At 72.4% G+C, this 22871-nt stretch carries 27 protein-coding genes and 3 pseudogenes; 18 read left to right on the top strand and 12 right to left on the bottom strand.

Features of this window, described 5'->3' with window-relative positions; translation table 11 throughout:
- Positions 1-172: 172 nt before the first annotated feature.
- On the bottom strand, positions 173-802 hold the full coding sequence (locus tag OG896_RS38530; protein WP_329372972.1) for a YigZ family protein: 630 nt from the start codon (positions 800-802) through the stop codon (positions 173-175).
- A gap of 108 nt (positions 803-910) precedes the next feature.
- On the opposite strand from OG896_RS38530, the gene OG896_RS38525 reads away from it, so the two are divergent.
- Complete coding sequence (locus OG896_RS38525; protein ID WP_329372970.1) at positions 911-1315, top strand: CoA-binding protein; 405 nt, start codon at positions 911-913, stop codon at positions 1313-1315.
- Positions 1316-1360: 45 nt separating this feature from the next.
- Here the strand turns inward: OG896_RS38525 and OG896_RS38520 are convergent, their stop codons facing one another.
- Positions 1361-1891, bottom strand: a complete 531-nt coding sequence (locus OG896_RS38520; RefSeq protein ID WP_329372969.1) for a YbaK/EbsC family protein — start codon at positions 1889-1891, stop codon at positions 1361-1363.
- A gap of 427 nt (positions 1892-2318) precedes the next feature.
- Entirely contained in the window at positions 2319-3080 is a 762-nt protein-coding gene (locus OG896_RS38515) for an acyltransferase (RefSeq protein WP_329372966.1), read from the bottom strand.
- Positions 3081-3257: 177 nt separating this feature from the next.
- Here OG896_RS38515 and OG896_RS38510 point away from each other — a divergent pair, with 177 nt between their 5' ends.
- The gene (locus OG896_RS38510; protein WP_329374554.1) at positions 3258-3770 is read left to right on the top strand and encodes a gamma carbonic anhydrase family protein; all 513 of its coding nucleotides are present in this window, start codon (positions 3258-3260) and stop codon (positions 3768-3770) included.
- 105 nt (positions 3771-3875) lie between these two features.
- Here OG896_RS38510 and OG896_RS38505 read toward each other — a convergent pair whose 3' ends face one another.
- Both OG896_RS38505 and OG896_RS38500 read right to left on the bottom strand, forming a co-directional pair.
- Positions 3876-4532, bottom strand: coding sequence for a DedA family protein (locus tag OG896_RS38505; RefSeq protein ID WP_328459993.1), 657 nt, complete (start codon positions 4530-4532; stop codon positions 3876-3878).
- A 310-nt stretch (positions 4533-4842) separates the two neighbouring features.
- Positions 4843-5295 (bottom strand): DUF4442 domain-containing protein, encoded by a 453-nt coding sequence (locus OG896_RS38500; RefSeq protein WP_329372963.1) that lies wholly within the window; start codon positions 5293-5295, stop codon positions 4843-4845.
- Between the two features lie 72 nt (positions 5296-5367).
- Between OG896_RS38500 and OG896_RS38495 the strand changes: the two genes are divergently transcribed.
- A complete protein-coding gene (locus OG896_RS38495; protein WP_329372961.1) occupies positions 5368-6585 on the top strand; it encodes a hypothetical protein in 1218 nt (405 codons plus the stop codon).
- Between the two features lie 250 nt (positions 6586-6835).
- Positions 6836-8191, top strand: coding sequence for an MFS transporter (locus tag OG896_RS38490; protein WP_329374552.1), 1356 nt, complete (start codon positions 6836-6838; stop codon positions 8189-8191).
- Positions 8192-8282: 91 nt separating this feature from the next.
- Here OG896_RS38490 and OG896_RS38485 read toward each other — a convergent pair whose 3' ends face one another.
- Together OG896_RS38485 and tuf are read right to left on the bottom strand one after the other, a co-directional pair.
- Entirely contained in the window at positions 8283-9137 is an 855-nt protein-coding gene (locus tag OG896_RS38485; RefSeq protein ID WP_329372959.1) for a spermidine synthase, read from the bottom strand.
- A gap of 124 nt (positions 9138-9261) precedes the next feature.
- Positions 9262-10440, bottom strand: a complete 1179-nt coding sequence (tuf, locus tag OG896_RS38480) for an elongation factor Tu (protein WP_329372957.1) — start codon at positions 10438-10440, stop codon at positions 9262-9264.
- Positions 10441-11088: 648 nt separating this feature from the next.
- Between tuf and OG896_RS38475 the strand changes: the two genes are divergently transcribed.
- The gene (locus OG896_RS38475; RefSeq protein ID WP_329372955.1) at positions 11089-12303 is read left to right on the top strand and encodes an MFS transporter; all 1215 of its coding nucleotides are present in this window, start codon (positions 11089-11091) and stop codon (positions 12301-12303) included.
- Between the two features lie 198 nt (positions 12304-12501).
- Complete coding sequence (locus tag OG896_RS38470) at positions 12502-13302, top strand: TVP38/TMEM64 family protein (RefSeq protein ID WP_329374550.1); 801 nt, start codon at positions 12502-12504, stop codon at positions 13300-13302.
- On the opposite strand, the gene OG896_RS38465 is transcribed toward OG896_RS38470, so the two are convergent.
- A complete protein-coding gene (locus tag OG896_RS38465) occupies positions 13256-13873 on the bottom strand; it encodes a flavin reductase family protein (protein WP_329372953.1) in 618 nt (205 codons plus the stop codon). The genes OG896_RS38470 and OG896_RS38465 overlap by 47 nt on opposite strands.
- A 117-nt stretch (positions 13874-13990) precedes the next feature.
- Here OG896_RS38465 and OG896_RS40560 point away from each other — a divergent pair.
- The 3 genes and pseudogenes from OG896_RS40560 to OG896_RS38455 form a co-directional block, all read left to right on the top strand.
- Positions 13991-14554 (top strand): annotated as a pseudogene (locus OG896_RS40560) (recombinase family protein); the annotation flags it as partial.
- Positions 14555-14664: 110 nt separating this feature from the next.
- Positions 14665-14772, top strand: a pseudogene (locus OG896_RS40555) (recombinase zinc beta ribbon domain-containing protein); the annotation flags it as partial.
- A 132-nt stretch (positions 14773-14904) separates the two neighbouring features.
- Positions 14905-15282 carry a hypothetical protein gene (locus OG896_RS38455; RefSeq protein ID WP_329372949.1) on the top strand — a complete coding sequence of 126 codons (378 nt, stop codon included), beginning with the start codon at positions 14905-14907 and terminating at the stop codon, positions 15280-15282.
- Positions 15283-15595: 313 nt separating this feature from the next.
- Here the strand turns inward: OG896_RS38455 and OG896_RS38450 are convergent, their stop codons facing one another.
- Positions 15596-16228 (bottom strand): type III effector protein, encoded by a 633-nt coding sequence (locus OG896_RS38450; protein ID WP_329361731.1) that lies wholly within the window; start codon positions 16226-16228, stop codon positions 15596-15598.
- 123 nt (positions 16229-16351) lie between these two features.
- Here OG896_RS38450 and OG896_RS38445 point away from each other — a divergent pair, with 123 nt between their 5' ends.
- The 7 genes from OG896_RS38445 to OG896_RS38415 all read left to right on the top strand — a co-directional run bounded on the left by OG896_RS38445 (position 16352) and on the right by OG896_RS38415 (position 19846).
- The gene (locus OG896_RS38445; RefSeq protein ID WP_329372947.1) at positions 16352-16786 is read left to right on the top strand and encodes an Hsp20/alpha crystallin family protein; all 435 of its coding nucleotides are present in this window, start codon (positions 16352-16354) and stop codon (positions 16784-16786) included.
- Between the two features lie 97 nt (positions 16787-16883).
- A complete protein-coding gene (locus tag OG896_RS38440) occupies positions 16884-17279 on the top strand; it encodes a DUF2267 domain-containing protein (RefSeq protein ID WP_329372945.1) in 396 nt (131 codons plus the stop codon).
- Between the two features lie 53 nt (positions 17280-17332).
- Positions 17333-17776 carry a DUF2267 domain-containing protein gene (locus OG896_RS38435; protein WP_329372943.1) on the top strand — a complete coding sequence of 148 codons (444 nt, stop codon included), beginning with the start codon at positions 17333-17335 and terminating at the stop codon, positions 17774-17776.
- Between the two features lie 109 nt (positions 17777-17885).
- Positions 17886-18062: a hypothetical protein gene (locus tag OG896_RS38430; protein WP_329372941.1), complete on the top strand. Its 177-nt coding sequence runs from the start codon at positions 17886-17888 to the stop codon at positions 18060-18062.
- A gap of 200 nt (positions 18063-18262) precedes the next feature.
- Positions 18263-18415, top strand: coding sequence for a hypothetical protein (locus tag OG896_RS38425; protein WP_329374609.1), 153 nt, complete (start codon positions 18263-18265; stop codon positions 18413-18415).
- Between the two features lie 208 nt (positions 18416-18623).
- Positions 18624-18968: a hypothetical protein gene (locus OG896_RS38420; RefSeq protein WP_329372939.1), complete on the top strand. Its 345-nt coding sequence runs from the start codon at positions 18624-18626 to the stop codon at positions 18966-18968.
- A gap of 119 nt (positions 18969-19087) precedes the next feature.
- Positions 19088-19846: a hypothetical protein gene (locus OG896_RS38415; RefSeq protein WP_329372937.1), complete on the top strand. Its 759-nt coding sequence runs from the start codon at positions 19088-19090 to the stop codon at positions 19844-19846.
- Here the strand turns inward: OG896_RS38415 and OG896_RS38410 are convergent.
- Positions 19762-20421: an aminoglycoside phosphotransferase family protein gene (locus OG896_RS38410; protein ID WP_329374548.1), complete on the bottom strand. Its 660-nt coding sequence runs from the start codon at positions 20419-20421 to the stop codon at positions 19762-19764. The two genes, OG896_RS38415 and OG896_RS38410, sit on opposite strands and share 85 nt — an antisense overlap.
- 351 nt (positions 20422-20772) lie before the next feature.
- Here OG896_RS38410 and OG896_RS38405 point away from each other — a divergent pair, with 351 nt between their 5' ends.
- Entirely contained in the window at positions 20773-20970 is a 198-nt protein-coding gene (locus OG896_RS38405; RefSeq protein ID WP_329372936.1) for a hypothetical protein, read from the top strand.
- Positions 20971-21038: 68 nt separating this feature from the next.
- Here OG896_RS38405 and OG896_RS38400 read toward each other — a convergent pair whose 3' ends face one another.
- Positions 21039-21197: a hypothetical protein gene (locus OG896_RS38400; protein ID WP_329374608.1), complete on the bottom strand. Its 159-nt coding sequence runs from the start codon at positions 21195-21197 to the stop codon at positions 21039-21041.
- Between the two features lie 62 nt (positions 21198-21259).
- Positions 21260-21451, bottom strand: a pseudogene (locus OG896_RS38395) (MmyB family transcriptional regulator); the annotation flags it as partial.
- A gap of 49 nt (positions 21452-21500) precedes the next feature.
- On the opposite strand from OG896_RS38395, the gene OG896_RS38390 reads away from it, so the two are divergent.
- Entirely contained in the window at positions 21501-22568 is a 1068-nt protein-coding gene (locus OG896_RS38390) for an MAB_1171c family putative transporter (protein ID WP_329372934.1), read from the top strand.
- The last annotated feature ends 303 nt before the right edge of the window (positions 22569-22871 follow it).

Here is a 22871-nt window from a genome sequence, read left to right as displayed (position 1 = left end):
ACCGCTCCGAACCGCACCCGTCCCCCTCACCGTCCCGGGCGTCCGCCCGCAGACCAGCACCGTACTACCGATCACTCCCGTCCCCGGACGGCGCACCCCGAACGGCCCGGATCGCGCCGCGCCGACGCTTCGCCCCGCCTGCTTCCGCCCCGCCCGCTTCCGCCCCCGCCGGTCAGCGGACGTCCACGTAGGCGCTGCCCTCGGTGGCGCAGGTGGCGGTGCCGGACGTGGCGTCGGCCAGCCAGGAGCGGAAGGCGGCGACGTCGGGTTCGGGGACGCCGAGGTGGAAGGTGACGGCGGCGCCGTAGACGACCTCGCGCACCGCGTGGCCGGCGGCGCGCAGCTCGTTCTCCAGCCGCCCGGCACGCTGGTGGTCGGCGGTGACGGTGAGCAGCGCGAGCAGGCGCCGTTCGACGGTGCCGGTCGCGTCCAGCGCCGCGGAGACCGCGCCGCCGTACGCCCGGGCCAGGCCGCCGGCGCCGAGCTGGACGCCGCCGTAGTAGCGGGTCACGACCGCGACGGTGTCGCGGACCTCGCGGCCGAGCAGCACCTGGAGCATCGGGGTGCCCGCGGTGCCGCCGGGCTCTCCGTCGTCGCTCGCCCGGTGCAGGCGGCCGTCGGGGCCGATGACGTACGCGAAGCAGTTGTGCGTGGCGCCCGGGTGCTCCTTGCGGACGGCCCGGACGAACTCCTCGGCGGCCTCCTGGCTGCCGGCCGGGGCCAGCGCGCAGCGGAACCGCGAGCGTTTGATCTCACTTTCGTACACGCCCGGGCGCGCCACCGTCAGACACCGATCTACCACCCGTTCAGCCTAGTGCGGGGGGAATCATGGCGCCGGGTGGGGCGTTGATCTGGCAGAACGCGCGGGGAAGCGTGCGGGCGGGCTGAGGCGAGGGGTTGGTGAGCGGGGATGTACGGGGACGCGGAGACGGTGCGGAAGATCCTGACCGACAGCGGTGACACCTGGGCGGTGGTCGGGCTGTCGAACAACACGTCGCGTGCGGCGTACGGCGTTGCGGCGGTGCTTCAGCGGTTCGGCAAGCGGGTGGTGCCGGTGCATCCGAAGGCCGAGACGGTGCACGGCGAGCAGGGGTACGCCAAGCTGGCGGACATCCCCTTCCCCGTCGACGTGGTGGACGTCTTCGTGCACTCCGCGTGGGCCGGTGCGGTGGCCGACGAGGCGGTGGCGGTCGGCGCGAAGGCGGTCTGGTTCCAGCTCGACGTGATCGACGAGAAGGCGTACGAACGGGTGCGGGCCGCGGGCCTCGACATGGTCATGGACCGATGCCCGGCGATCGAGATACCGCAGTTGTGACAGGCCCTCGGTGAGAGGACCTGAGACCGCGACCCCTGGTCCGGTTCAGCCGCCCAGGCCGTCGAGCACCACCGCGCCGGGCAGCGACGCCAGTACCTTGCCGGGCACGATGAGCTTGCCGCGCCTGGCCCCGCTGCCGATCACCAGATAGGGCGCCTCCGCGACGGCGGAGTCGATGAGCAGCGGCCAGTGCGCGGGCAGCCCGACCGGGGTGATCCCGCCGTACTCCATGCCCGTCTCGCTCACGGCGGTGTCCATCGGGGCGAAGGACGCCTTGCGGGCGCCGAGGTGGCGGCGGACCGTGCCGTTGACATCGACCCGGGTGGTGGAGAGCACCACGCACGCGGCCAGCGTCAGCTCGGTGCCGCGCTTGCCCGCGACCACCACGCAGTTGGCGGACTGGTCCAGCAGGTCCTGACCGTAGGCGGCGACGAAGTCCGCGGTGTCGGCCTTGTCGGGGTCGGTGTCCACGTGCACCATCTCCGCGGTCACCGCCGCGGCGACCGGCGGGGGCAGCAACTCCCGTCGCTCAGTGGCGGGGTGGGCGTCCTCGAATGAGCCGATCGGTGCGCGCATACGGGCAATCTAGCAAGGTCCGCGCGGCGGTCGTGGGCGCGCGTGTTCACGGGCGGAGTGTGGGCGGTAACGGCGGGCGGTGGGGTCGGCCACGGCTGGGCGGCGCGCAACGGGCCCCGGGCGGTGCGGTCGCCGATGGGCGGGCCCCGGGCGTTGCGAGCGGGCAGACCGTGGGCGGTGGCGGAGCGGTGCCGTCGGCCATGGGCAGGCGGCGGGCGGCAGCGTCGGCTACCGGCTACCGGCTACCGGCTACCGGCTACCGGCTACCGGCTACCGGCTACCGGCTACCGGCGGGCAACGGGTGGCGGTGCGTTCCGATGTGGCGGGTCCGGCGGGTGCGTGGGCGGGCGGTCAGGCTCGGGCGGGGGCTCGGGGGCCGGCCGGCCGCTGAACGACGGGACGTGCCGGCCGGTCGCCGAGCTGACGTTCAGGTACCGGCGGGGGCTTCGAGGCCGGGGAGGTCGAGGCGTTGCTCGGGCGGCACCCCGTCCGGGAGCGGTGACGGTGCGGGGGTGCGCAAGGGCGGTTGCCAGCCCGTGTCGGGTGCCCAACGCCGGACGATCCTGGCCGGGGCGCCTGCCACCACCGCGTGGTCGGGGATCTCGCCGCGGACGACGGAGCCGGCGGCCACGACGACGTTGCGGCCGAGCCGGGCGCCGGGCAACACCACGCTGTCCACGCCGAGCCAGCTGCCGGAGCCGATCTCGACCGGCGCGGAGCTGGGCCACTGCTCGCCGATCGCCTGGTCGGGGTCGTGGTAGGAGTGGTTGGTGCTGGTCACGTAGACGTTGGGGCCGCAGTAGACCTTGTCGCCGATGACGATCGGGGCCATCGCGACGATGTGGCTGTCGCGGCCGATGACGACACCGTCGCCGATGCGGATGACCGGGTCCGGGCCGTAGTCGATGTCGGCGGGGGCCAGGCCGACGGTGAGGGTGACCTGCTCGCCGATGATGCAGCACGCGCCGAGGTGAATCCAGGGTTCGCCGAAGACGGTGCCCTGCGGGAAGGCGAGCCGGGTGCCCCAGCCGATCCGGCCGAAGCGCAGCAGCCCGGGGCGCTCCGCGGTGACCGCGCCCGCGTTCTGCACGCGTTGCCAGGCGCGGTGCACCAGCCGCGTGGTGGCGCGCCGGCGCCAGGCGGCGGCACCGGACAGCAGGGAGAAGAACACGTTCTCGTTCTCGGGCACACGGCCACCGTATACGGTGCCGCTGGACAGTGGTGGAGCGGCGCGGGATCGGACGGAGCGGGGATGAGCGAGACGGTGGAGCAGGCGGGCGCGGCGGATTCAGGCGGTGCGGCGGGCGGTAAGGGTGGAACGGCCGGCGGGCCGGGCGAGGGCGGGCCGGCCGGCGGTGCCGCAGCGCTGGTCGCGGGCGTTCTCGGCCGGGAGCCGCGGCTGGACCCCACCGCGTACACCGCGCCGACCTCGGTGGTGCTGGGCGATGTGACGCTGGGCGCGCGGGCGAGCATCTGGTACCACGCGGTGCTGCGTGGCGACGCCGAGGAGATCCGGATCGGCGCCGGCTCCAACATCCAGGACAACTGCACGGTGCACGCCGATCCCGGCTTCCCGGCGGTCGTCGGCGAGGGGGTCACGGTGGGGCACAACGCGGTGCTGCACGGGTGCGTGGTCGAGGACGGCGTACTGGTGGGGATGGGCGCGACAGTGCTCAACGGGGCGCGGATCGGCACGGGTTCACTGGTGGCGGCTGCCGCTCTGGTACCGCAGGGCATGCAGGTGCCGCCGCACTCGCTGGTGGCCGGGGTGCCCGCGAGGGTCAAGCGGGAGCTGACCGGGGAGGAGCAGGAGGCGCTGCGGATGAGCGCGGAGCACTATGTGGCGCTCGCCGAGGCGCATCGCGAGGCCCTGGGCTGAGCGGCGCCCCCGGACGCGGAGCCCGGTCGGGTCCCGGTCGGAGCCGCTCGGCTCCCGGTCGGGACTCCGGTGCTCTCCGTACGGCGCCGCCCACCGCGCGGGCGGCTACTCGCCGGACTGGGCGACGGCGACCTCGCGTTCGGTGTCCGTCTCCTGCTCGGCGTGCGCCTTGGCGGCGCGGCGCCGGACGTAGAGGAAGGAGCCGATGCCGAAGAGGACCGCGATGCCGAGGCCGACGTAGCCGAAGCGGGTGAGCCAGGGCTCGGCGACCACGCCGACGTAGTAGATGATCGCGGTGATGCCGCCGGCCCAGACGATGCCGCCGAGGGCGTTGGCGATGAGGAACTTGTGGTACGGCATCTTCAGGACGCCGGCGAGCGGCCCGGCGAAGATCCGCAGCAGGGCCACGAAACGGCCGAAGAAGACCGCCCACATACCCCAGCGGTGGAAGGAGCGTTCGGCGGTGGCGATGTTGGCCGGCGAGAAATGGCTCGGGAAGCGGCGGCCGAGCCAGTCCAGCAGCGGTCTGCCGCCCTTGTGCCCGATGGCGTAGCCGATGGAGTCGCCGACGACCGCGCCGAAGATCGCGCAGGCGCCGACCACCCAGGGGCTGACGTGGCCCTGCGAGGACAGCAGCGCCGCCGTCATCAGTACGATCTCGCCGGGCAGCGGGATGCCGAGGCTCTCCACCCCCACCACGAGACCGACCATCAGATAGACGGCGATCGGCGGAATGCCGTCCAGCCAGTCCTGCACGTGCACAGCAGGTCCCTCCCCGGGGTGACGGTCGAACGCGCGCCCGCAGCGCGCTCCTGTGAAGCGTAACCGACCGAAAGGACATGCTGTCCGCTCAGCGGTGTGCCCCCGGCCACCGATCACCGGCCGCGCGACCACCGATCACCGGCCGCTCGGCCCCGCCGGCCCCCGCCCCCGGGCCACCGAACACCCGTGCTCCGCACCGCCGGACCCGTGGCCGAACCCGTACTCCGACCCCCGGACCCGTGGACGTACTCCTCGGCGAACCGCCTCCGCCGGACCCGGGCCACCCCACCGGCCCCCGGGCCGGCGGCTCTCAGCGGTTGGGGCGCAGGGTCCAGATGACGGTCATCCGGCCGGTCTCGGCGCCGTCCTCGCGGGTGAGCACGACCTCGACCGGGAACTCGGGGCGCTGTCCGGCGTCGAGTTCGGCGACGACCTCGGCGGCGGGCCGGCCGAGCGTGGCGGTCGCGCGCACCTCGCCCCGGGCGATCTTGGCGTAGGTGACCTCGACCCGCACCGGGAGCGGGACGGCGCGGCTGAGTTGGTCGCCGAACGCGCCGATCACGACGGCGCCGGACGCGGACTCGCCGACGGTGAACATCGCGCCCGCGTGCGGCCCGCCGACGTGGTTGCGGTAGTCGGGGTGGTCGGGCAGCGACACGACGGCGCGCTCGGCCGTGGTCTCGATGTACCGGAGGTCCAGGGTGCGGACCATCGGCACGGTGGACGTGAGGAGTTCGCCTATGTTGGGCAACGTGTCGGACATGGACCGATGTTACCAGCCAGTATCGCGGTCCGCCGTGGAACCCGCGGGCCCGCTCCCCTAGTGTTTCCAGCCATGTGGCCAGGAGACCAGCAGCACGGGGGACAGCAGTACCCGCAGGGCAACCCCCCTCAGAATCCGCAGCAACCGCAGCCCCAGCAGCCCTCGCAGGGACCGTACGGGCAACCGCCCAACCCGTACGCGCAGCCCGGGTACCAGCAGCCGGGTTACCAGCAGCCCCAGCAACCTCCGCAGCAGCCCTCCCAGCAACCCCCGCAGCCCGGCTACCAGCAGCCGCCGCCGGCCCCGCCGTACGGTCAGCCCGCTCCCCCGAACCCGTATGCGCAGCCCGGCTACCCGCAGCCCCAGCAGCCCGGACAGCCGCCGGCCGGCGGCTACCCGACACCGCAGACGTGGGGCCCGGCCGGCCCCGGCGCCCCCGGAGGCCCGGGCGGGCCCGGCGGGCAGCCGCCGGAGAAGGACAACCGGAAGCTGACCATAGGCATCGCCATCACCGCCTCGCTCGCGGTCATCGCGGCCGTGACGGTCGGCGCCGTCTACCTCACCAACAAGCACGACAAGAAGGACGACGCGAAGGGGCCCGCCACGCCCACCGCGACGACGCCGGCGAAACCCACCGCCACCCCCAGCCCTTCTGGCAGCGCGACCGACGGCACCGACGACGACAACCCGCGCAACGGCGGCGCCGAGGTGAAGCCCGTCATACCCGGCTGGAAGGTGGTCCGTCGCGACCAGCGCAACGTCGCCTTCGACGTGCCGCCGGACTGGAAGGTCGACACCCAGGGCATGAGCCTGATCTTCACCGACGACAAGGGCGCCGCGCAGGAAGCGATGGGGGCGCCCGCCCACTACAAGTACGAGTGGTGCACGTCGGGCCACGACCACGCCGACCGCGCGACCGTCGGCACCAAGGGCGGCAACGGTGCGAAGAGCCTGAAGAACGCCGCCGACAACGAGGCCGAGGCGTGGGCGTACTGGGTCTACCAGACCAAGGGCAAGGGCACCTTCTCCAAGGCGAAGGACAGCAAGGCGTTCAAGAACGACCACGGCATCACCGGCTGGCAGTCCGAGGCCACGGCTACCAACGTGGTCAAGGCCGACAAGTGCACGCCGCCCAGCGGCATCGCCTACACCGTCGCCTGGCTGGACCCCTCCCAGAAGACCCCGACACCGGTGGTGTGGGTGCTCTACGCGGACACCGGCGTCCCCGACCAGCTCTCGCAGTCCATCGTGGACAAGATCAAGAGCACCATCCGCCCCCTGAAGCAGTAGAAGCAGGAGGAGACGGAGGAGACGGAAGCAGGCGAAACCGGACCGGCGCGGCGCGGCAGCGGCAGCGGCAGCGGCGGGGTCGGGTGGAGCGGCACCAGAGGCGGAGGAGCCGCGGCGGCACGGCCTCCGGGGCGGGCGCGGCACGGGAGCGCCCGCCGGCGATAACCGCTGGCGCGCCACCCGGGCGTTCCTGGATAGTGCCCGGGTGAAGCGCACCGGCCCCCGCCCCCGCCCCGGCACTCCCCGTGCCCTGCTCGGCAGGCTGCCGGCACTCCCCCAACCGCCCTCCTGGGCCGGCCGGGACTTCCGGCTGCTGGTCGGCGCGTCGTTCATCGCCAACCTCGGCAACTCCGGCGCCACCATCGCCGCCGCCTACGCGGTCATCGTGCAGGGCGGCAGCGCCACCGACGTCGGCCTGGTGATCGCCGCCCGCACGCTGGCCCTGGTCGTCTTCCTGCTGGTCGGCGGCGCCATCGCGGACCGGCTGCCCCGGCACCGGGTGATGGTCAGCGCGAACCTGGTCAACGCCACGTCCCAGGCCGCGTTCGCGGTACTGGTGCTCACCGGGTCACCGTCGCTGTGGGTGATGGCCGCGCTGGCCGCCGTGGGCGGCACCGGCCAGGCGTTCTTCTCGCCGGCTTCCGAGGGCATGCTCCTGTCCACGGTGGACCCCGCGCACGCGGGCAAGGCGTTCTCGGTCTTCCGGCTGTCGATGAACGGCGCGAGCATCGGCGGCGCGGCCCTCGGCGGCGCGCTGGTGGCGGCGGTCGGCCCCGGCTGGGTGCTCGCCGTCGATGCCACCGGCTTCGCGATCGCCGCGGCCATGCGCGCGAAGCTGCGCACCCCCGTGGTGGAACGGCCCGCCGCGTCCGGCGGCATCGTCCGTGAACTGCGCGAGGGCTGGCACGAGTTCGCCTCCCGCTCCTGGCTGTGGGGCATCGTGCTCCAGTTCGGGGTCGTCAACGGCGTGGGAACCGCCGCCGAGTCGGTCTACGGTCCGCTGGTCGCCCGCGAGCACCTCGGCGGCGCCGGACCCTGGGGACTCGCGATCGCCGCGGGCGGTGTCGGCACGGTCTGCGGCGGCGTGCTGATGATCCGCTGGCGCCCGCGCCGGATGCTGCTCGCCGGTACCCTCGGCGTCTTCCCGCTGGCGCTGCCCGCCGCCGCCCTCGCGATCGCCGCACCGCTCCCGCTGCTGTCGGCCGCCACCTTCACCGCCGGTCTCGCGGTGGAGGTCTTCGCGGTCGGCTGGATGCTGGCCCTGCACCAGGAGATCCCCGAGGACAAGATGTCGCGCGTGTCGGCCTACGACTGGCTCGGCTCGGTCTCCCTGACCCCCGTCGCCACCGCGCTCGCCGGCCCGGCCGCGATCACCTTCGGCCGGACCCAGTCGCTGTGGGGCTCCGCCGCGCTGATCGTGCTGCTCACCGGCGCGGTCCTGCTGCTGCCGGACGTACGTCGGCTGGAACGGCGTACGAAGGTCACGCCGGCACCGGCCGACCATTCCGTCGACGACCTGCCCGCAGCCGAGCCGCTTCCGCTCCCGCTTCCGGCCGGCGCCAAGCCCGTCGCGGAGAGCGTGGACGGGCTCCCCGACGCGACCTGATCCGTCCACGACAGCACCGCGCACCGCGCCGTGCGGCCCTCCCGCCCCGCTACCCCCGAGCCGGCCTTCGCGGGCGGAACACGCTCCCGGGTCAGCCGATCGTGAAGGCGCCGCCGGGCGGCTCGGGCGAGTCGGCCGCCTCCGCGTCATGCACCGGCGCGCCCGGAAACGCCCGTACCGCCTCCGCCGTCCCCAGCACCCGTGCCGGGAACGGGTCCGCGGCGCAGCGCCGTGCGACCACGTCCGCCGGCAGCGGGCCGCGGGAGACCGCGAGCACCGCGTTGCCGTACCGGCGCCCGCGCAGCACCCCCGGCTCGACCAGCACGCACACCTCCGCGTCCGGGCCGAACGCCGCGCGAACGGTGGCCAGTTGCGAGCCGAGGAAGGCGAACGGCGCGGCGTCGGCGAGGTTCGCCACGTACAGGCCGCCCGGGCGCAGCACCCGTGCCGCCTCCGTCGCGCACTCGACGGTGGTCAGGTGCGCGGGGACCCGCGACCCGCCGAACACATCCACCACCAGCACGTCGGCGCTCGCGTCCGCCCGCCCGGCCAGCCACTCCCGGGCGTCCGCGACATGGGTACGGATCTCCGGCGCGTCCCACGGCAGGTACTCCGCGACCAGCCCGGCAAGGCCGCGGTCCGCCTCCACCACGTCCTGCACCGCCCCCGGCACCGTCCGCGCGAACCTGCGCGGCAGCGTCAGCGCCCCACCGCCGAGGTGCACGATCCCCACCGGCGACTCCCGCGTGTCGCACACCGCCTCCACGACATACGCGACACGCCGTACGTACTCGAACTCCAGGTGCTCCGGGTCCGCCAGGTCGACGTACGACTGCGGCGCGCCGTCCACCGTCAGCAGCCACGCCCGCGCGCGGTCCACATCCGGCAGCAGCTTCGCCTCCCCGAAGTCCACGGCCCGCAGCACCGGAATCGCTTCACCTTCCACCGGCCCATCCTCCCCCACCCCCGGGACGCGCGGGGACGCGGGGAACCGCGCGGCAGCCCCGCCGACCGGACAGGGCAGGACGGGGCCGGGCGGGCGGACCCGCCCGGCCCCGTCCGGGGACCGGTCAACCCAGGGACGTCACCGTGCCCGCACCGACCGTGCGACCGCCCTCGCGGATCGCGAAGCCGAGCCCGGGCTCCAGCGGCAGCGCACGCCCCAACTCGACGGCGATGTCGGCGGTGTCGCCCGGCAGCGCCATCCCCTCGGACCCGAGGGACACGTCGCCGACCACGTCCGCGGTGCGGATGTAGAACTGCGGCCGGTACCCGGTGGCGACCGGCGTGTGCCGCCCGCCCTCCGCCGCCGGCACGAAGTACACGTGCGCGGTGAAGCGGCGGTGCGTCGTCACGCTGTCCGGCGCCGCGACGATGTCGCCACGCCGCACCTGACCGCGCTGCACCCCACGCAGCAGCAACGCCACGTTGTCCCCCGCCTGCGCGGACTCCATGGGCTTGCCGAACGTCTCCAGGCCGGTGACGACGCTGGTGAGCGCCTCGTCGTCGACGCCGTGCACGCCGACCCGGTCGCCGGGCCGCACCACCCCGCGCTCGACCGCGCCGGTGACGACGGTGCCGCGCCCGGTGATGGTGAGCACGTTCTCCACCGAGAGCAGGAACGGCGCGTCGACGTACCGCTCGGGCACCGGCACGTAGGTGTCGACGGCGTCGAGCAGCGCGCGGATCGCGGCGGTCCAGCGCGGCTCGCCGGCCAGCGCGCCCAGCCCGGAGACGCGGACCACCGGGAGCGTGTCGCCCGGGAAGCCGTGCGCGCTGAGCAGTTCGCGCACCTCCAGCTCGACCAGGTCGGCCAGCTCGTCGTCGGCCGCGTCGGCCTTGTTGAGGGCCACCACGATGTGCCGCACGCCCACCTGGCGGGCGAGCAGCACGTGCTCGGCGGTCTGCGGCATGACGCCGTCGAGCGCGGAGACGACGAGGATCGCCCCGTCCAGCTGGGCCGCGCCGGTGATCATGTTCTTGACGTAGTCGGCGTGACCCGGCATGTCGACGTGCGCGTAGTGCCGCGTGCCGGTCTCGTACTCGACGTGCGCGATGGTGATGGTGATGCCGCGCCGCGCCTCCTCCGGGGCCCGGTCGATCCGGTCGAACGGCACGAAGGTGCCGTTGCCGTCGTCGGCGAGCACCTTGGTGATGGCGGCGGTCAGCGTGGTCTTGCCGTGGTCGACATGACCCATGGTGCCGATGTTCAGGTGCGGCTTGGTGCGGATGTACGCCTGCTTGGGCATGGGAAGACTCTTCCTCGACGGTCGCCGCGTGCCACGCGGTGACCGGAAGGGGGAAGGCGGTGAGCCGCCTCACGGACCCCGGGCCGTACCGACCCTCCCCCTGCGGGGTCCGCCGGATACGTCGTACCGGGGAGGGTCAGCTTCGTGCGCCGTCGAATGCGCCGTCGAGGAGTGCCGGCCGTGCGGCGGCCGCGGCCTGTGCGACCGCTGCGACCGATGCGTTCCGGGCAGCCTCCAGCGCGACCGCTGCTGCGGTGGCGTCTGCGAGGAAGGCGGGCCGGAACATGCGACGATCATGCGCCGCGGGACCGCCGTCCGTCGAACGGTTTTCCGCCCCGCGCCCGCCTGTTGGGCCGCCCGTCCCGGCGCCGACGGCTGAGCCTCCTCCCACCTGCGTGAACCGCCGGGTGACGCAACCGTCAACGGTTCTTCATCCGCTGGTGACGTACGGGAATTCGCGGCGTGGGACACTTTGTTCCGTTGATGAACTTAACGTGAGTCCCCGCTCCACCCGTCCCCGCTCCACCCGTCCCCGCTCCACCCGTCCCCGCTCCACCCGTCCCCGCTCCACCCGCCCGTCCTGCCCCACCCCGTTCCGTCGAGCCCCGTCCTGCCCCACCCCGTTCCGCTCCCGTAAAGGACCCCTCCATGCCCCTGGCCATCCTCGCCCTCGCGGTGAGCGCCTTCGGCATCGGCACCACGGAGTTCGTGATGATGGGCCTGCTGCCCAACGTCGCGGGCGACCTCGGTACCTCCGTGCCCACCGCCGGTTACCTCGTCTCCGCCTACGCGCTCGGCGTCGTCGTCGGCGCCCCGCTGCTCACCGCGCTCGGCTCCCGTATCCCGCGCAAGCGCATGCTGCTCCTGCTGATGGGGCTGTTCACCGTCGGCAACCTCGCCTCCGCCGTCGCGCCGGGCTACTGGACGCTGCTCGGCGGCCGGTTCCTCGCCGGGCTGCCGCACGGCGCGTTCTTCGGGGTCGGCGCGGTCGTCGCCTCGCGGATGGTCGCCGAGGAGCGCCGGGCCCGCGCGGTGGCCGCGATGTTCCTCGGGCTGACCGTCGCCAACATCGTCGGCGTGCCCGCCGCGACCGCGCTCGGCCAGCACCTCGGCTGGCGCGCGACCTTCGTCGTGGTCTCCGCCATCGGCCTCGTCGGGCTCGCCTCGCTCGCGCTGCTGGTCCCGCGGCTGCCCGCCGAGGAGCACGTCGGCGTGGGCCAGGAGATCCGGGCGCTGCGCGAACCCCAGGTCGTACTCGGCCTGCTCACCGCGGTGTTCGGGTTCGCCGGGGTGTTCGCCGTCTACAGCTACCTCGCCTCGATGATGACCGAGGTCACCGGGTTCGCCGACTCCTCCGTCACCCTCCTGCTCGCGCTGTTCGGCATCGGCATGACGCTCGGCGCCCTCGCCGCAGGCCCGCTCACCGACCGCGCGCTGCGCCCCACCCTCTACGGTTCGCTCGCCGCCCTCGCCGTCGTCCTGGTCGGCTTCCACTTCGCGGCGCACTCCAAGGTCGCCGCGCCGATCGCGGTCGTCGTCCTCGGCGCGGTCGGCTTCATGACCACCACGCCGCTGCAGATGCTGGTCATGAACAAGGCGCGGCACGCCCCGACCATCGCGTCCGCCTCCAACCACTCCGCGTTCAACCTCGCGAACGCCGGCGGCGCCTGGCTCGGCGGCGTGGCCATCTCGGCCGGCTGGGGCTGGACGTCGCCCACCCTGGTCGGCGCCGTCCTCGCGGTGGCCGGGCTCGGTATCGCCGTGACCGCGGGTCTGCTCGACCGCCGTGCGCAGGTGACGGCGTCGGAGGTGATCGCGGAAGGGGGGCCGCGGGCGCTGCGGGAGGTAAAGGAGCCGGCGTGACCCGGCACTCCGGGGGCGATGGCCGGCCCCCACCTCGGTTAGGCTCGGCAAATGGCAGAAGCCGAGCCGGACTTCACGCCCGCACCGTCCGGACCAGGGGTCCGCGACGCCCGCGAGGCCCGCGATGTGCGGGGTGGGCGGGGTAGGCGGGGTGTACGGAGAGCCGCGGCGCGGGCCGTGGTGCGCTGCTCGCGGCTGATGCTCTCGCCCTGGGCGCGGTTCGGCGTGCTGGTCGCGGTGCTGGCCGTCGGGATCGCGCTGGCCGTCGCGTGGCAGCCGCAGCGGCTGCTGACCAGGGGCTGGCCGCCTCAGACCTCGGGCACCTCCGCGGTGCTGGTCTTCGCGCTGGCCTACGGTGTCGCCACGGTCGTCTTCGTCCCGCGCCCTTTGCTCAACGCCGCCGCAGGCGCGCTCTACGGCATCCACGCCGGGCTGCCCGCGGCGATCGGCGGCACCGTGCTCGGCGCCGGACTGGCCTTCCTGCTCGGCCGTTTCCTCGGGCGCGACGCAGTACGGCCGTTGCTGCGCGGGCGGTTCGTGCTGTCACTTGACCGCCAGCTCAGCAAGCACGGTTTCCGGAGCACTCTCGCGCTGCGGCTCTTCCCTGGCGTGCCGTTCGCCGCCGCGAACTACGCGGCGGCGCTGTCCCGTATCCGCCTGACGCCCTTCCTGACCGCCACGGCCGCGGGCAGCGCCGCCAACACCGCCGCGTACGTGGTCGCGGGCGCCCGCGCCGCGTCGCCGACCTCGCCGACGTTCCTGCTGGCGCTCGGGTTCCTCGGGGTGACCGGGGTGGCGGCGACGGCCTACGCCCGGCGCCGTACCCGCAAGACGGCAGCCGGCCCCGGCGCGGCGGTCGTACCCGCCGAAGGCGGCGGGGCCGGTGTACCTCCCGTGCCCGATACGACCGGTGCGGCCGGCACGACCGGTGCGGCCGGCACGCCCTCCGCCGTCAACGACCCAGCGGGTTCGGCCACTCCGCCAGCGGAATCCGCTTGATCTCCAGCACCTCGCCGAGCGTGCCCCACTCGTCCTTCCCCAGCCGCGCCAACGGCCGCAGCGCGTGGACGTCCGGCAGCCCGTCCACCATCACGGCCTCCGACACCACCGCGTACACCACCCGCCCGAACACCACGGTCGAGTCCCCCAGCCGGAGCGTGCTGTGCAGCTCGCACTCCAGCGCCACCGGCGACGCCGCCACCCGCGGCGGCTTCACCCGCGCACTGGGCTCCCGGGCGATCCCCACCTCGTCGAACTCGCTCACCCCGTGCGGAAAGTCCGTCGCCGTCGCGTTGATCTGCTCGAACAGGTGCTCCGGCGCCAGGTTCACCACGAACTGCCCGGTCTCCTCCACATTCCGCACCGAGTCCTTCCGCCCCACCGACGTGAACTGCACGATCGGCGGGCTCACACACGACACCGTGAAGAAGCTGTGCGGCGCCAGATTGTCCGCCGAGCCGTCCTTGTTCGTCGTCGACACCCAGGCGATCGGCCGGGGCACGACCACCGAGGTCAGAAGCCGGTAGAACGCGTTGCGGTCCTGCTGGACGGGATCGAAGTCGATACGCATGGGGCCAGTATCCACGCGCGCGGCCTCTCCCATACCTGGGGATCGCGGCCTGACCAAACCTGCGCTTCTCCGGAAGGTGCCCGGTATCGGACGACCGCGCACCGAAAGCCGAGCCCCATGACCACCACCGACCAGTCCCCGTGGGACGACCTCACCATCCCCCCGCACGCCCGCAAGCGCGGCATCATCCAACTCCCCCAACGCCCCGGCGCCTACCTGCGGATCTCCAGCCACCGCCTCAGCCCGGAAACAGGCGTGGAACGCCAGAACGACGACGCCGAAGACACCCGCCCCCGCCTCGGCTGGGCGCCGTTCGCGAAGACCTACCGCGAGAACGACACCTCGGCCTTCAAGAAGCGCAAGGTCATCCGCCCCGACGGGACCATCGACCGGGTCGTCATGCGCCCGAAGTTCCGCCAACTCCTGGCCGACCTGTCCACCGGAGTCATCGACGGCGTCATCTTCTACGACCTCGACCGCCTCGTGCGCCAGCCCCGCGACCTCGAAGACCTCATCGCCATCGTCGAGTACGTCCAGCACCCGGTCATAGGCGCCACCGGCGGCCGCATGAACCTGATCAACGACAGCAACCGCCACATGGCGCGCATGATGTGCGTGATGGCGCTGAAATCCTCCGAGGACACCGCTCGCCGCGTCGCCCGTATGCACCTCGCCGCCGCCCAACAAGGCAAGATCCAGGGCCGAATCGCCTACGGATGGGTCCGCTCCGGACCTGACAAGGGCCGGCACCTCCCACCGGCACCAGCCGCCCACCCGTCACCCCCAACTACCTGCTGTCCGTCATCCTGCGCTGCGGCAAGTGCGGCCGCGGGCTGGTCGGCAACCAGGACCGCAGGAAGAACTACCGCACCTACCGCTGCCCTCCCTCCGCCCACGGCGGCTGCGGCGGCATCCACATCGCCGCCGACACCGCCGAGAGGGCCGTCGAGCAAGCCCTCACCACGTACTTCGAACGGCTTATCGCGGCCATACGCCAGCACGGAAACGGTGCTCACGACGACGCGCGCCTCATGGACACGCGCAACGCCCTCGCCACCGAGCAAGCCCGCAAGAACGACCTGATGCGACGGTGGGCCGACGACGCTCCCGCCCAAACCGCTCTTACCGAGGACGACTTCTTCCACCTCGTCCACGCCATCAACACGAAGATCTCCACGCTCCAGGACACCCTCGCCGCAGCAGAAGCAGCCACCCACACAACAGCCCCCGTCCCCGACGCAGCCACCTGGCTGCACGGAACGATCAACCAGCGCCGCACCCTCATCCGCCGCCACCTCCACGGCATCACCGTCCAACCAGCCGGTAAAGCCCACGTCTTCAACCGCACCCACCTCGTCCGCGAACGCCTCCAACCCCACTGGCGGACCGCCGAGGAACTCACCACCTGAACGTGAACGGGTGCGCGCTCCCGAGCCCTCCCGGGAGCCCACCCGCACCAACCTCACGCCGTCAACCGGAACAGCACCTTGCACAACCACACCACCTCGACCCCCCCCGGTGGGGAGCGCGGCCGGTTCAGGAGTCTGGAGACCCATCCCCCAGCCTCGCCATGGGGCGGCGGAATCGTTGGTGAGGTGTCGGGCCGGGAGGAGCTGACCACGCAGGTTGGCCCGCAGGCCGGCCGCGTCGGTCTTCCAGGTCTCCCCTCGTTTTCCCAGGGGCGGACGTGACCGGGCTGCTGTCGCGGTGCGTGGGGTGGGGTCAGGGAGGTGTGAGGGTGTCGAGCCGGGCAGTGAGGTCGGGGTGGGCGGCGGCCAGGTACGGGCGGGTGGCGGCAAGGGGAGCGATGAGGTCGGCGGGGTCGTCGTGGGCGAGGGCGGCGTGAAGCGCGCCGAGCGGGCGGCGGGCGGCGGGCGGAAGGTCGGTGAGGGCGGTGATCTGGCCGGCCAGGCGGCGCAGGTCGGCCACGTTGTGGCGGGCCCAGGCGGCGACGGTGCGATCGGCGGCGCGGCGTTCGCGGGTGGCCTGGACGCGTTGTTCGCCGGTGGTGCCGACGGGTCCGGGACGGCCGCGCAGGTAGCGGCGTTCGGCGGCCTGGCGGCTGGCTACGCCCAGGGGTTGGGCGAGGTCGGCCCAGCTGGCGCCCGCGTCGCGGGCCGTTTCGATCAGCCCGGTCTCCCATCCGGCGAGCTGCTCGCGGACCTGCCGGAGCAGCATCAGGGAGGCCAGGGCCGCCTCCGGTCCGGGAACGGGAGAGCCGGTGGTGTCGGGAGCCTCGTCCCGGGCGGTGTGCAGGGCGTCTTCTATGGCTTTCAGGGCGGCCGCGGCGGCGAGGAATGTCGCCGGGCGGTGGGCGCCGGTGCTGGGCGTGGACGGCTGGTCGGCTGTGGTCACGACACCTCCTCCTTGTCATCCAATGGACGACTTCATGTTTGTCATCCATTGGATGACATGCTACAACAGTGTCAGTGCAGCGCATTGGCAGCAACTGCCCGAACCCGCTGGAGGTGTTTCACGATGTTGATGCGCACTGACCCCTTCCATGAGATGGACCGGATCGCTCAGCAGCTGATGGGGCCGGGTACCTGGTCGAAGCCGTCGGCGATGCCGATGGACGCCTACCGCGAGGGCGACGAGTTCGTGGTGGCCTTCGACCTGCCCGGCGTGAGCGCGGACGCGATCGACATCGACGTCGAGCGGAACATGCTCACCGTCAAGGCCGAGCGCAGGCCGGTGGCGAAGGGCGACGACGTGCAGATGGAGCTGTCCGAGCGGCCGCTGGGCGTGTTCTCCCGCCAGATCGTGCTCGCCGACACCCTCGACACCGAGCACATCAAGGCCGACTACGACGCGGGCGTGCTGACCCTGCGCATCCCGATCGCGGAGCGCGCCAAGCCCCGCAAGATCTCCATCGGCGTCGGATCATCCGGCCACAAGGAAATCTCCGGCTGACACCGGACAGGTGCGCAGGACGGGCATCTGATCTTCCCCTCACCCGCCCTCCGCACCCCGTGCGCAGTCCGAAGGACAAGAAGGGGTGACGGCCGAGATGACTCGGCGACGCGAAGCATTCCTCGACGATGTGAAGGAACGCGGCGAGTACGGCACTGCGGAGGAAGCCGAGCGCGCGGCCCGTGTGGTGCTCGCCCTGCTCGGCGCGCATCTGGTCGGCGAGGTCCGCGCCCAGCTCGCGGCACGTCTCCCGGAGGAATTCGCCCTGATCCTGCTCAACCCCCTGCAGAGCGCCGAACCGCTCCCCCCGGAGCGGTTCGTGCGGGCGACCGCGGCCTGGATCGAGGGCGCCACCGAGCAGACCGCGACCTGGGATGTCAGCGCCGTGCTGTCCACGGTCGCCGACACGGCCGGCGAGGACCTGCTGGGGCAGATCCTGCTCCAGCTCCCCGCCGGCTACGACCTCCTCTTCGGCCGTCCCCAGCCCACCTGACCCCTACCTCGGTGCCCCACACCTGCACCGCTCCACGAAAGGCACACACCGCAGTGATCACCGACGTGCGTGTACCGGCTGAGCACCAGCAGCTGTACTCGACGGCGTATGAGCAGATGCTGGAGAAGGTCCGCTACGAAGGCGCCTACCCCACCCGCAAGCGAGCCGAGGAAGCCGTCCGCCTGGTTCTCGCGGGGCTGGGGCGCCAACTGACCGGCGACGAACGCGTCGACCTTGCCGCCTGCCTGCCCCTGGAAGCCGCACGCGTCCTGACCGCACAGGTCCCCGACGCCCAGCCGCTGACCGGCTGGGCCTTCGTCAAGGACCTCGCCGCCCGCTCCGGCGCATCCCTGGCCGCCACCCGCTGGGACACCGGCTCCGTCTTCGCGGCCGTCGCCGCCCACGCCGGCCCTGACCTCATCACCCGCATCCTCCACCAGCTCCCCACCGGCCACGCGCTGTTGTTCGGCCGCGCCGAACTCACCTCCGCCGCATAAACGGCACCGGCACCCCGGGGCCGCAACAGGTTCCCTCCGGCGGCCTTCGGTGAAGTCCCCGATCCGCGCGATCGGGGACTTCCGCCTTCGCTGTCGGGTCGTCTTCACGGTGTACGAGATGAAGCGGCTCGGGCGCGATGCGGCCGAACTCACCGCGCTGGCCGACCATCTCACCGCGCACGGCCTGGTGCTGGAGATGCTCGCCGGGCCCCTGCCCGGCATCTACCAACCCCACCGGCCCCGGGAAGCTGCTGTTCGCGTTCTTCGCCGCGATGGCAGAGACTGAGCGGGAGAACATCCGGGAGTCCACCCTGGAGAGGCTCGACACCGCAGCCCGCAAGGGCAAGCACGGCGGCCGGCCGCCGGTCATCACCGACAACATGCTGCACACCGTGCTGCGGCGCCGCGCGGGCGGCGAGTCCGCCGAGCAGATCCAGCCCCGACCTGTTCATCCCCACCGGCTAGCGCAAGGGCCAGAACCCCTCGGTGGCCAGCATCTACCGGGCGCTCGCCGAACACGCCAAGCGGGAGGCATACCCCGAAGCCGTCGAGGCGGCCCACGCCAACTTCGCCACCCTCGGGACGGCCGGCAAACTCCCCGGGCCCCGCCTTGCTCGCCCTGACCGAGCATCACTCTGATTACAGGAAGCTACTTGTCACTTCGCCGTAGCTTCAGGAAAACAGGGCCGAGGCGGCAACCACCCTCTGACACGCGTCGGCACGCGGTGACCAGCAGCTGCGCACCCAACTGCACGGCAGCGAACCCGGCTTCCAGCCGTATCTGCTCACGGCCTGGTCGCCCGAACTGACCGCCCAGGACGACATCTCCCTGCCGCTGCTGGCGGCTGTGCTCGACGAGCCGCCGGCCCTGCGCCAACCGCGCACCGGACACGTCCCGGCCCGGCGGCTGACGTGGCACTGCGCGATCCGCAACACCACCACGGTCGAGCTGGACGACGACGACTGGTTCGAGCTGACGCGCGAGGTCCTGGACGGCACCGGCATCGAACCGGACGACGACCCGGCCGCCTGCCGCTGGGTGGCGCTGCGCAACCAGGCCGGCGGCCTCGACATCGTCGCCACCGTCACCCGCCAGGACGGCCGCTGGGCCCGGCTGCACGGCGACACCGCCTTCGCCCGCTCGGCCTGCGCGTACTTCGCCCACGACCACGGACTCCACGCGTCGGCATGACGAGCGCGGGGTTCTACCACCGGTTTCCGGACGGGCCAAATCGCGGATTCTGCGGCTCCTCATCACCCGGAAGCCCGAGCACGGGCTCCGCCCCTTCGCTCTCCTTCGAGGTCCATGCCGTGATCGCCCACCTTCAGCGCGCCAGCAACACCGCCGGTCTGCTCGCCTACCTCTGGTCACCGGGCGAGCGCGGCGAGACGGGAACCGGGACAACGGTCGTGGTCCTGGCCTTCGGGGCGGTGTCGGGTCTGCTGGCGGAGGTCTCCTTCGTCGCGGTGGAGACCCTCGGCGCCGAAGCCGGCCGTCGCCGGGCAGACCGAGTTCACCGTACGCAGGCCGCGCAGACCGGGATCGACCAGGGCGCCGTCCTCGTCGGCCCGCTGCTGGGCGGCGTGCTGCTGCTGGCCGGAGCCAGCGTCCTGCTCGCCGTGGTGGCGCTGCTAGCGATGACCGCTGCCGCCGCCACGCAGGCCGCCGAAGCCTTGCACGACGACCGACACCGTGCGCCGAGCAGTCTGCTGACCGGGTGGCGGACCCCGCGCCGAACTCCGGCTCTGGCCTGGCTGATCGGCGGACTCGCCGCATCCAACCTGGCCAGCGGCGTGCTGCAGGCCGCCGCCCCGATTACCGTCATCCACCGTTTCCACTACTCCACTGCCTCCGTCGGTGCGGTCTGGAGCGCGGCAGCCGGCGCCTCCCTGCTCACGGTGATCGCCGCCTGGTGCCCCGGTGCGTGCGTCGCTTCGGTGGCGTGGCTGGCTGGCTGGCTGGCTGGCTGGCTGGCTGATGACGTCTATCGGTCGGTATCGCGGAAGTACCGGTCAGCCAACTCTCGCCCCCGCCGGTGGATCCGCTCCGTGCCCACGCGGTCGATATAGGTGGCGTAGCCCGGCCACAGGAAGACGAACATCGCCAGCTCCTCGGCCAGCAGCGCCTGTTCCAGGGCGCCGCGGTCGTGCGAGCCAGCCTCCGCATAGGCGTCGAGGAGAGCGGGAGGCACCGTGATGCCGGTGGGCGTGGCCCGTACGCTCAGAAAGGCCAGATCGGACACCGGCCGTCCGATCACGGACTCCTGCCAGTCACAGAGGACCGGCCGGCCGTCGCTGAAGACGACGTTGTCGGTGTGGCAATCGCCGTGCACCAGGACCGCGGGCAGCGATGCGCTGCGGGTCAGCAACTCGTCGCGGCGGGCGACCACCTCGGCCAGCTGCGGTAGCGCTGGCTGCCAGAAAGCGGTGACGGCGGCCGTGTCAGGAGCGGTCAGCGCCTGCAACAGGATATCGGGACGCCGCCAGTAGTCATCGGTCGGTGGCGGCGTGCCGTGCAGGGCCGCCAGTTCCCTGCCCAGCCGTGCCCACATGTCCGGGGTCCAGGACGCCGCGTCCCGCGGTGTGCCGGCCTTCTCCAGCAGCAGCAGCACCACACCCTGGCCGTCGTCGAGGGCGCCGAGCAGCCGCGGAAACGACCGGGAGGGCGGTGGCCAGTTGCCGGTAGAAGTTCAGCTCCCGGCGGGCGGCAGCCAGTGCCCGGGCGCCCAACTCGGCGGGTGTGGCCTTGAGATACACCTGCCGCCCCTCGGCGGTACGCGCGCCATACACACCGGCGCCCGACGCGGAGCCCGTGGCCCGTCGGTCCACCACCAGCGCGAACTCCTCGACGGCCGAGTCCACGAGATCACTGGGCATCGGTCCGGCTCCTGTCCGCAGGGTTTCGTGTGCTATCCGACGACGGCCGGTCACGACCAGTGGCCTCTCCTGAATGGAGCGTCACCGAAGTCTAGGGTTCACCGCGGTCCGCACCGCAAATGATCGCCTTCGGGCGGCGAACACCCGGTACGGCCTGGACTGCGCGGATGGGTCCAGGTCACGATGCGGCGCAGCCAGAAGCGCACTGGGACCTGATGATCAGCCGCCTGGCATCGATGGCGGTGCTGCTGCAGCGCCTGGGCCGCCTGGCTCGCTTCCAGATGCCGCCCCACCTCGCCGGCGTCGGCGGCCCGTGACGCGGCCACCGTGGTGGAGGGCCGGCCATGTGGCCCACCGCAGGGCGAGGCGGCCCGGGCTCAGCAGCTCAGGGGTCGGCCGGCTCTTCGCAGTCCTCCATCAGCACGATCACGCGGAGTCTGTCGCTGCGTGCGGGCCGGAGGGCGACCGTGCGGACCGCGACCTCGCGGCCCTGGTGATACGGGAGCTTGAGCCTGCGCAGAGCGCCGTCGCCGTGATCGACCATCTCCCGCCGTCCCAGATCCTTCGCGCCGCCGCCGACCCTGCGAGGATCTCTCGCTCCAGACGCCGCAGGGCTTCGTTCTTCGGGTGGTTGCCCCGCTCATACCGGATCTGCCCCAAGTAGGGGCGGGCCCAGTCGCGTTCCCAGTCCACGAGCTGCTCGCGGGCCTCAGGGCTGAGCAGCGTCCACCGCATCTGGTTGCCCGCACGAACCGCACCGGGGAGCCACAGTCGCGCGGGCTCGTTGTGGCCGACCATGTTCCACGCCACGTCCGTCACCACGGCGGGGTCAGGCGCCTGGTTGTCGATGAACCCCGCGGTGGCCTTCACCTTCAACTCACCGCGGGTCGCAAACTCCGTCGGAGCGATCGTGCCGCACCTGGACCGGCTGCTGAGCAACTGCGCCTCGCTGGCCGATGCCACCGCTGTCCTGGCCGTGTGCTTCCAGCTCGACCTCGAACCGGCAGAGGCAGGACATCGAGTTCGGCTGAGCCTGGAACTCCTCGCCGCGACGGCCCTCGGGATGGCGGTGCTGTTCACGTACGAGCAGATGATCGGCCCCTCTCCGCAGGTGCACGCGCTCCACTTGCTCCTGTTCATCGTCTACCTCGGCTTCGCCATCATCGACTTCGCCCAGCAGACCCTGCGACAGTCGAGGACAACCCGCCGAAGGAGCGTCCAGCTCGGCCTCCGCCTGACCGCGGCCGGCTGCGCCTTCGCCCTGATGTACACCGCGTACAAGCTGACCGTCCTGGTCACCCTGGGCCTGAACCTCCACCCCGTCCCCGACGACACCGACTGCTCCTCGCTGATCACCACACCCTGCCTCTTCGGCGTGACGTTCCCCGTGCTCTCGATACTGCTGCTCTGCATCGGCCTCACTCTGCCCGCCGTGGCCTACCCCATCGCTCAAGCCCAACGACACCGCTGGGAAACGCGCTCCTTCGACGCGCTCGGCCCGCTCTGGCAAGACCTGTCAGCCGCCATGCCGACGATCGTGTTGCCCGCCGCACGCCACGACCAGAACTCGGCAGCCGACGACGCGGACTTCCTGCTCCAGCGGCGAGTTGTCGAGATCAGCGACGGCATCCTCGCTCGGCGCCCCTACCGCTCCCAGAAGGTCCTGGAGACCGTCCAGCGAACCACCGAAGCCGGAACGGAGGAGCATGCCGCAATCGTTGAGGCCGCCGTGGTGAAGGCGGCGCTGGCCGCGATGAAGGCCGGCCGCCTCGCTGATGAGGTCGCCGGGCCGTCGGCGGAAGCCGCCTCCCGCAAGGACCTGCGCGGGGACACCCAGTGGCTCCTCCAGGTAGCCGACGCCTACGCACACCGCACTGCGCGTGTCACCGACGACCAGACCCCCGTTGGAGCCTGAGCACATGCCCGAACCAACTCACGATCCTTTAGACGGACATCGCTGCCGCAGGTCAGAGCAGACTCGCAAGCGGCCGCCGAGGGCCGCGACGACCGGGTGCTTGAGCACCATGCTGCCGGAGCGGTTGAACGGATGACTGCCGCGCCCATACCGACCACCAGTAGCTGACCGTGTCCGCGTGAGGGCGTAACTCGGGGTCTAACGCGAGTTCGCTTCCCGCTCAGAAAGGCATTCTTGCAGGTCAGGGAGGAGGCCGACCGCCTCGTCCGGCCCCCTCCGACGCCTTTCTCCGGCTGCGGCCTC

The sequence above is a fragment of the Streptomyces sp. NBC_00669 genome (assembly GCF_036226785.1).
GTDB lineage: Bacteria > Actinomycetota > Actinomycetes > Streptomycetales > Streptomycetaceae > Actinacidiphila.
Note: the sequence above shows the minus strand (reverse complement) of the source record. Positions and strands in the feature narration are given on the sequence as shown.

What these genes read in the sequence shown, in the direction of transcription:
- OG896_RS38500 (WP_329372963.1), bottom strand. Translation starts at nt 5,295, where the DNA reads ATGTCCGACACGTTGCCCAACATAGGCGAACTCCTCACGTCCACCGTG.
- OG896_RS38470 (WP_329374550.1), top strand. Translation starts at nt 12,502, where the DNA reads ATGCTCTCGCCCTGGGCGCGGTTCGGCGTGCTGGTCGCGGTGCTGGCC.
- OG896_RS38495 (WP_329372961.1), top strand. Translation starts at nt 5,368, where the DNA reads ATGTGGCCAGGAGACCAGCAGCACGGGGGACAGCAGTACCCGCAGGGC.
- OG896_RS38405 (WP_329372936.1), top strand. Translation starts at nt 20,773, where the DNA reads ATGATCGCCTTCGGGCGGCGAACACCCGGTACGGCCTGGACTGCGCGG.
- OG896_RS38455 (WP_329372949.1), top strand. Translation starts at nt 14,905, where the DNA reads ATGGACACGCGCAACGCCCTCGCCACCGAGCAAGCCCGCAAGAACGAC.
- OG896_RS38525 (WP_329372970.1), top strand. Translation starts at nt 911, where the DNA reads ATGTACGGGGACGCGGAGACGGTGCGGAAGATCCTGACCGACAGCGGT.
- OG896_RS38400 (WP_329374608.1), bottom strand. Translation starts at nt 21,197, where the DNA reads ATGGTCGATCACGGCGACGGCGCTCTGCGCAGGCTCAAGCTCCCGTAT.
- OG896_RS38390 (WP_329372934.1), top strand. Translation starts at nt 21,501, where the DNA reads ATGAACCCCGCGGTGGCCTTCACCTTCAACTCACCGCGGGTCGCAAAC.
- OG896_RS38520 (WP_329372969.1), bottom strand. Translation starts at nt 1,891, where the DNA reads ATGCGCGCACCGATCGGCTCATTCGAGGACGCCCACCCCGCCACTGAG.
- OG896_RS38475 (WP_329372955.1), top strand. Translation starts at nt 11,089, where the DNA reads ATGCCCCTGGCCATCCTCGCCCTCGCGGTGAGCGCCTTCGGCATCGGC.
- tuf (WP_329372957.1), bottom strand. Translation starts at nt 10,440, where the DNA reads ATGCCCAAGCAGGCGTACATCCGCACCAAGCCGCACCTGAACATCGGC.
- OG896_RS38445 (WP_329372947.1), top strand. Translation starts at nt 16,352, where the DNA reads ATGTTGATGCGCACTGACCCCTTCCATGAGATGGACCGGATCGCTCAG.
- OG896_RS38440 (WP_329372945.1), top strand. Translation starts at nt 16,884, where the DNA reads ATGACTCGGCGACGCGAAGCATTCCTCGACGATGTGAAGGAACGCGGC.
- OG896_RS38465 (WP_329372953.1), bottom strand. Translation starts at nt 13,873, where the DNA reads ATGCGTATCGACTTCGATCCCGTCCAGCAGGACCGCAACGCGTTCTAC.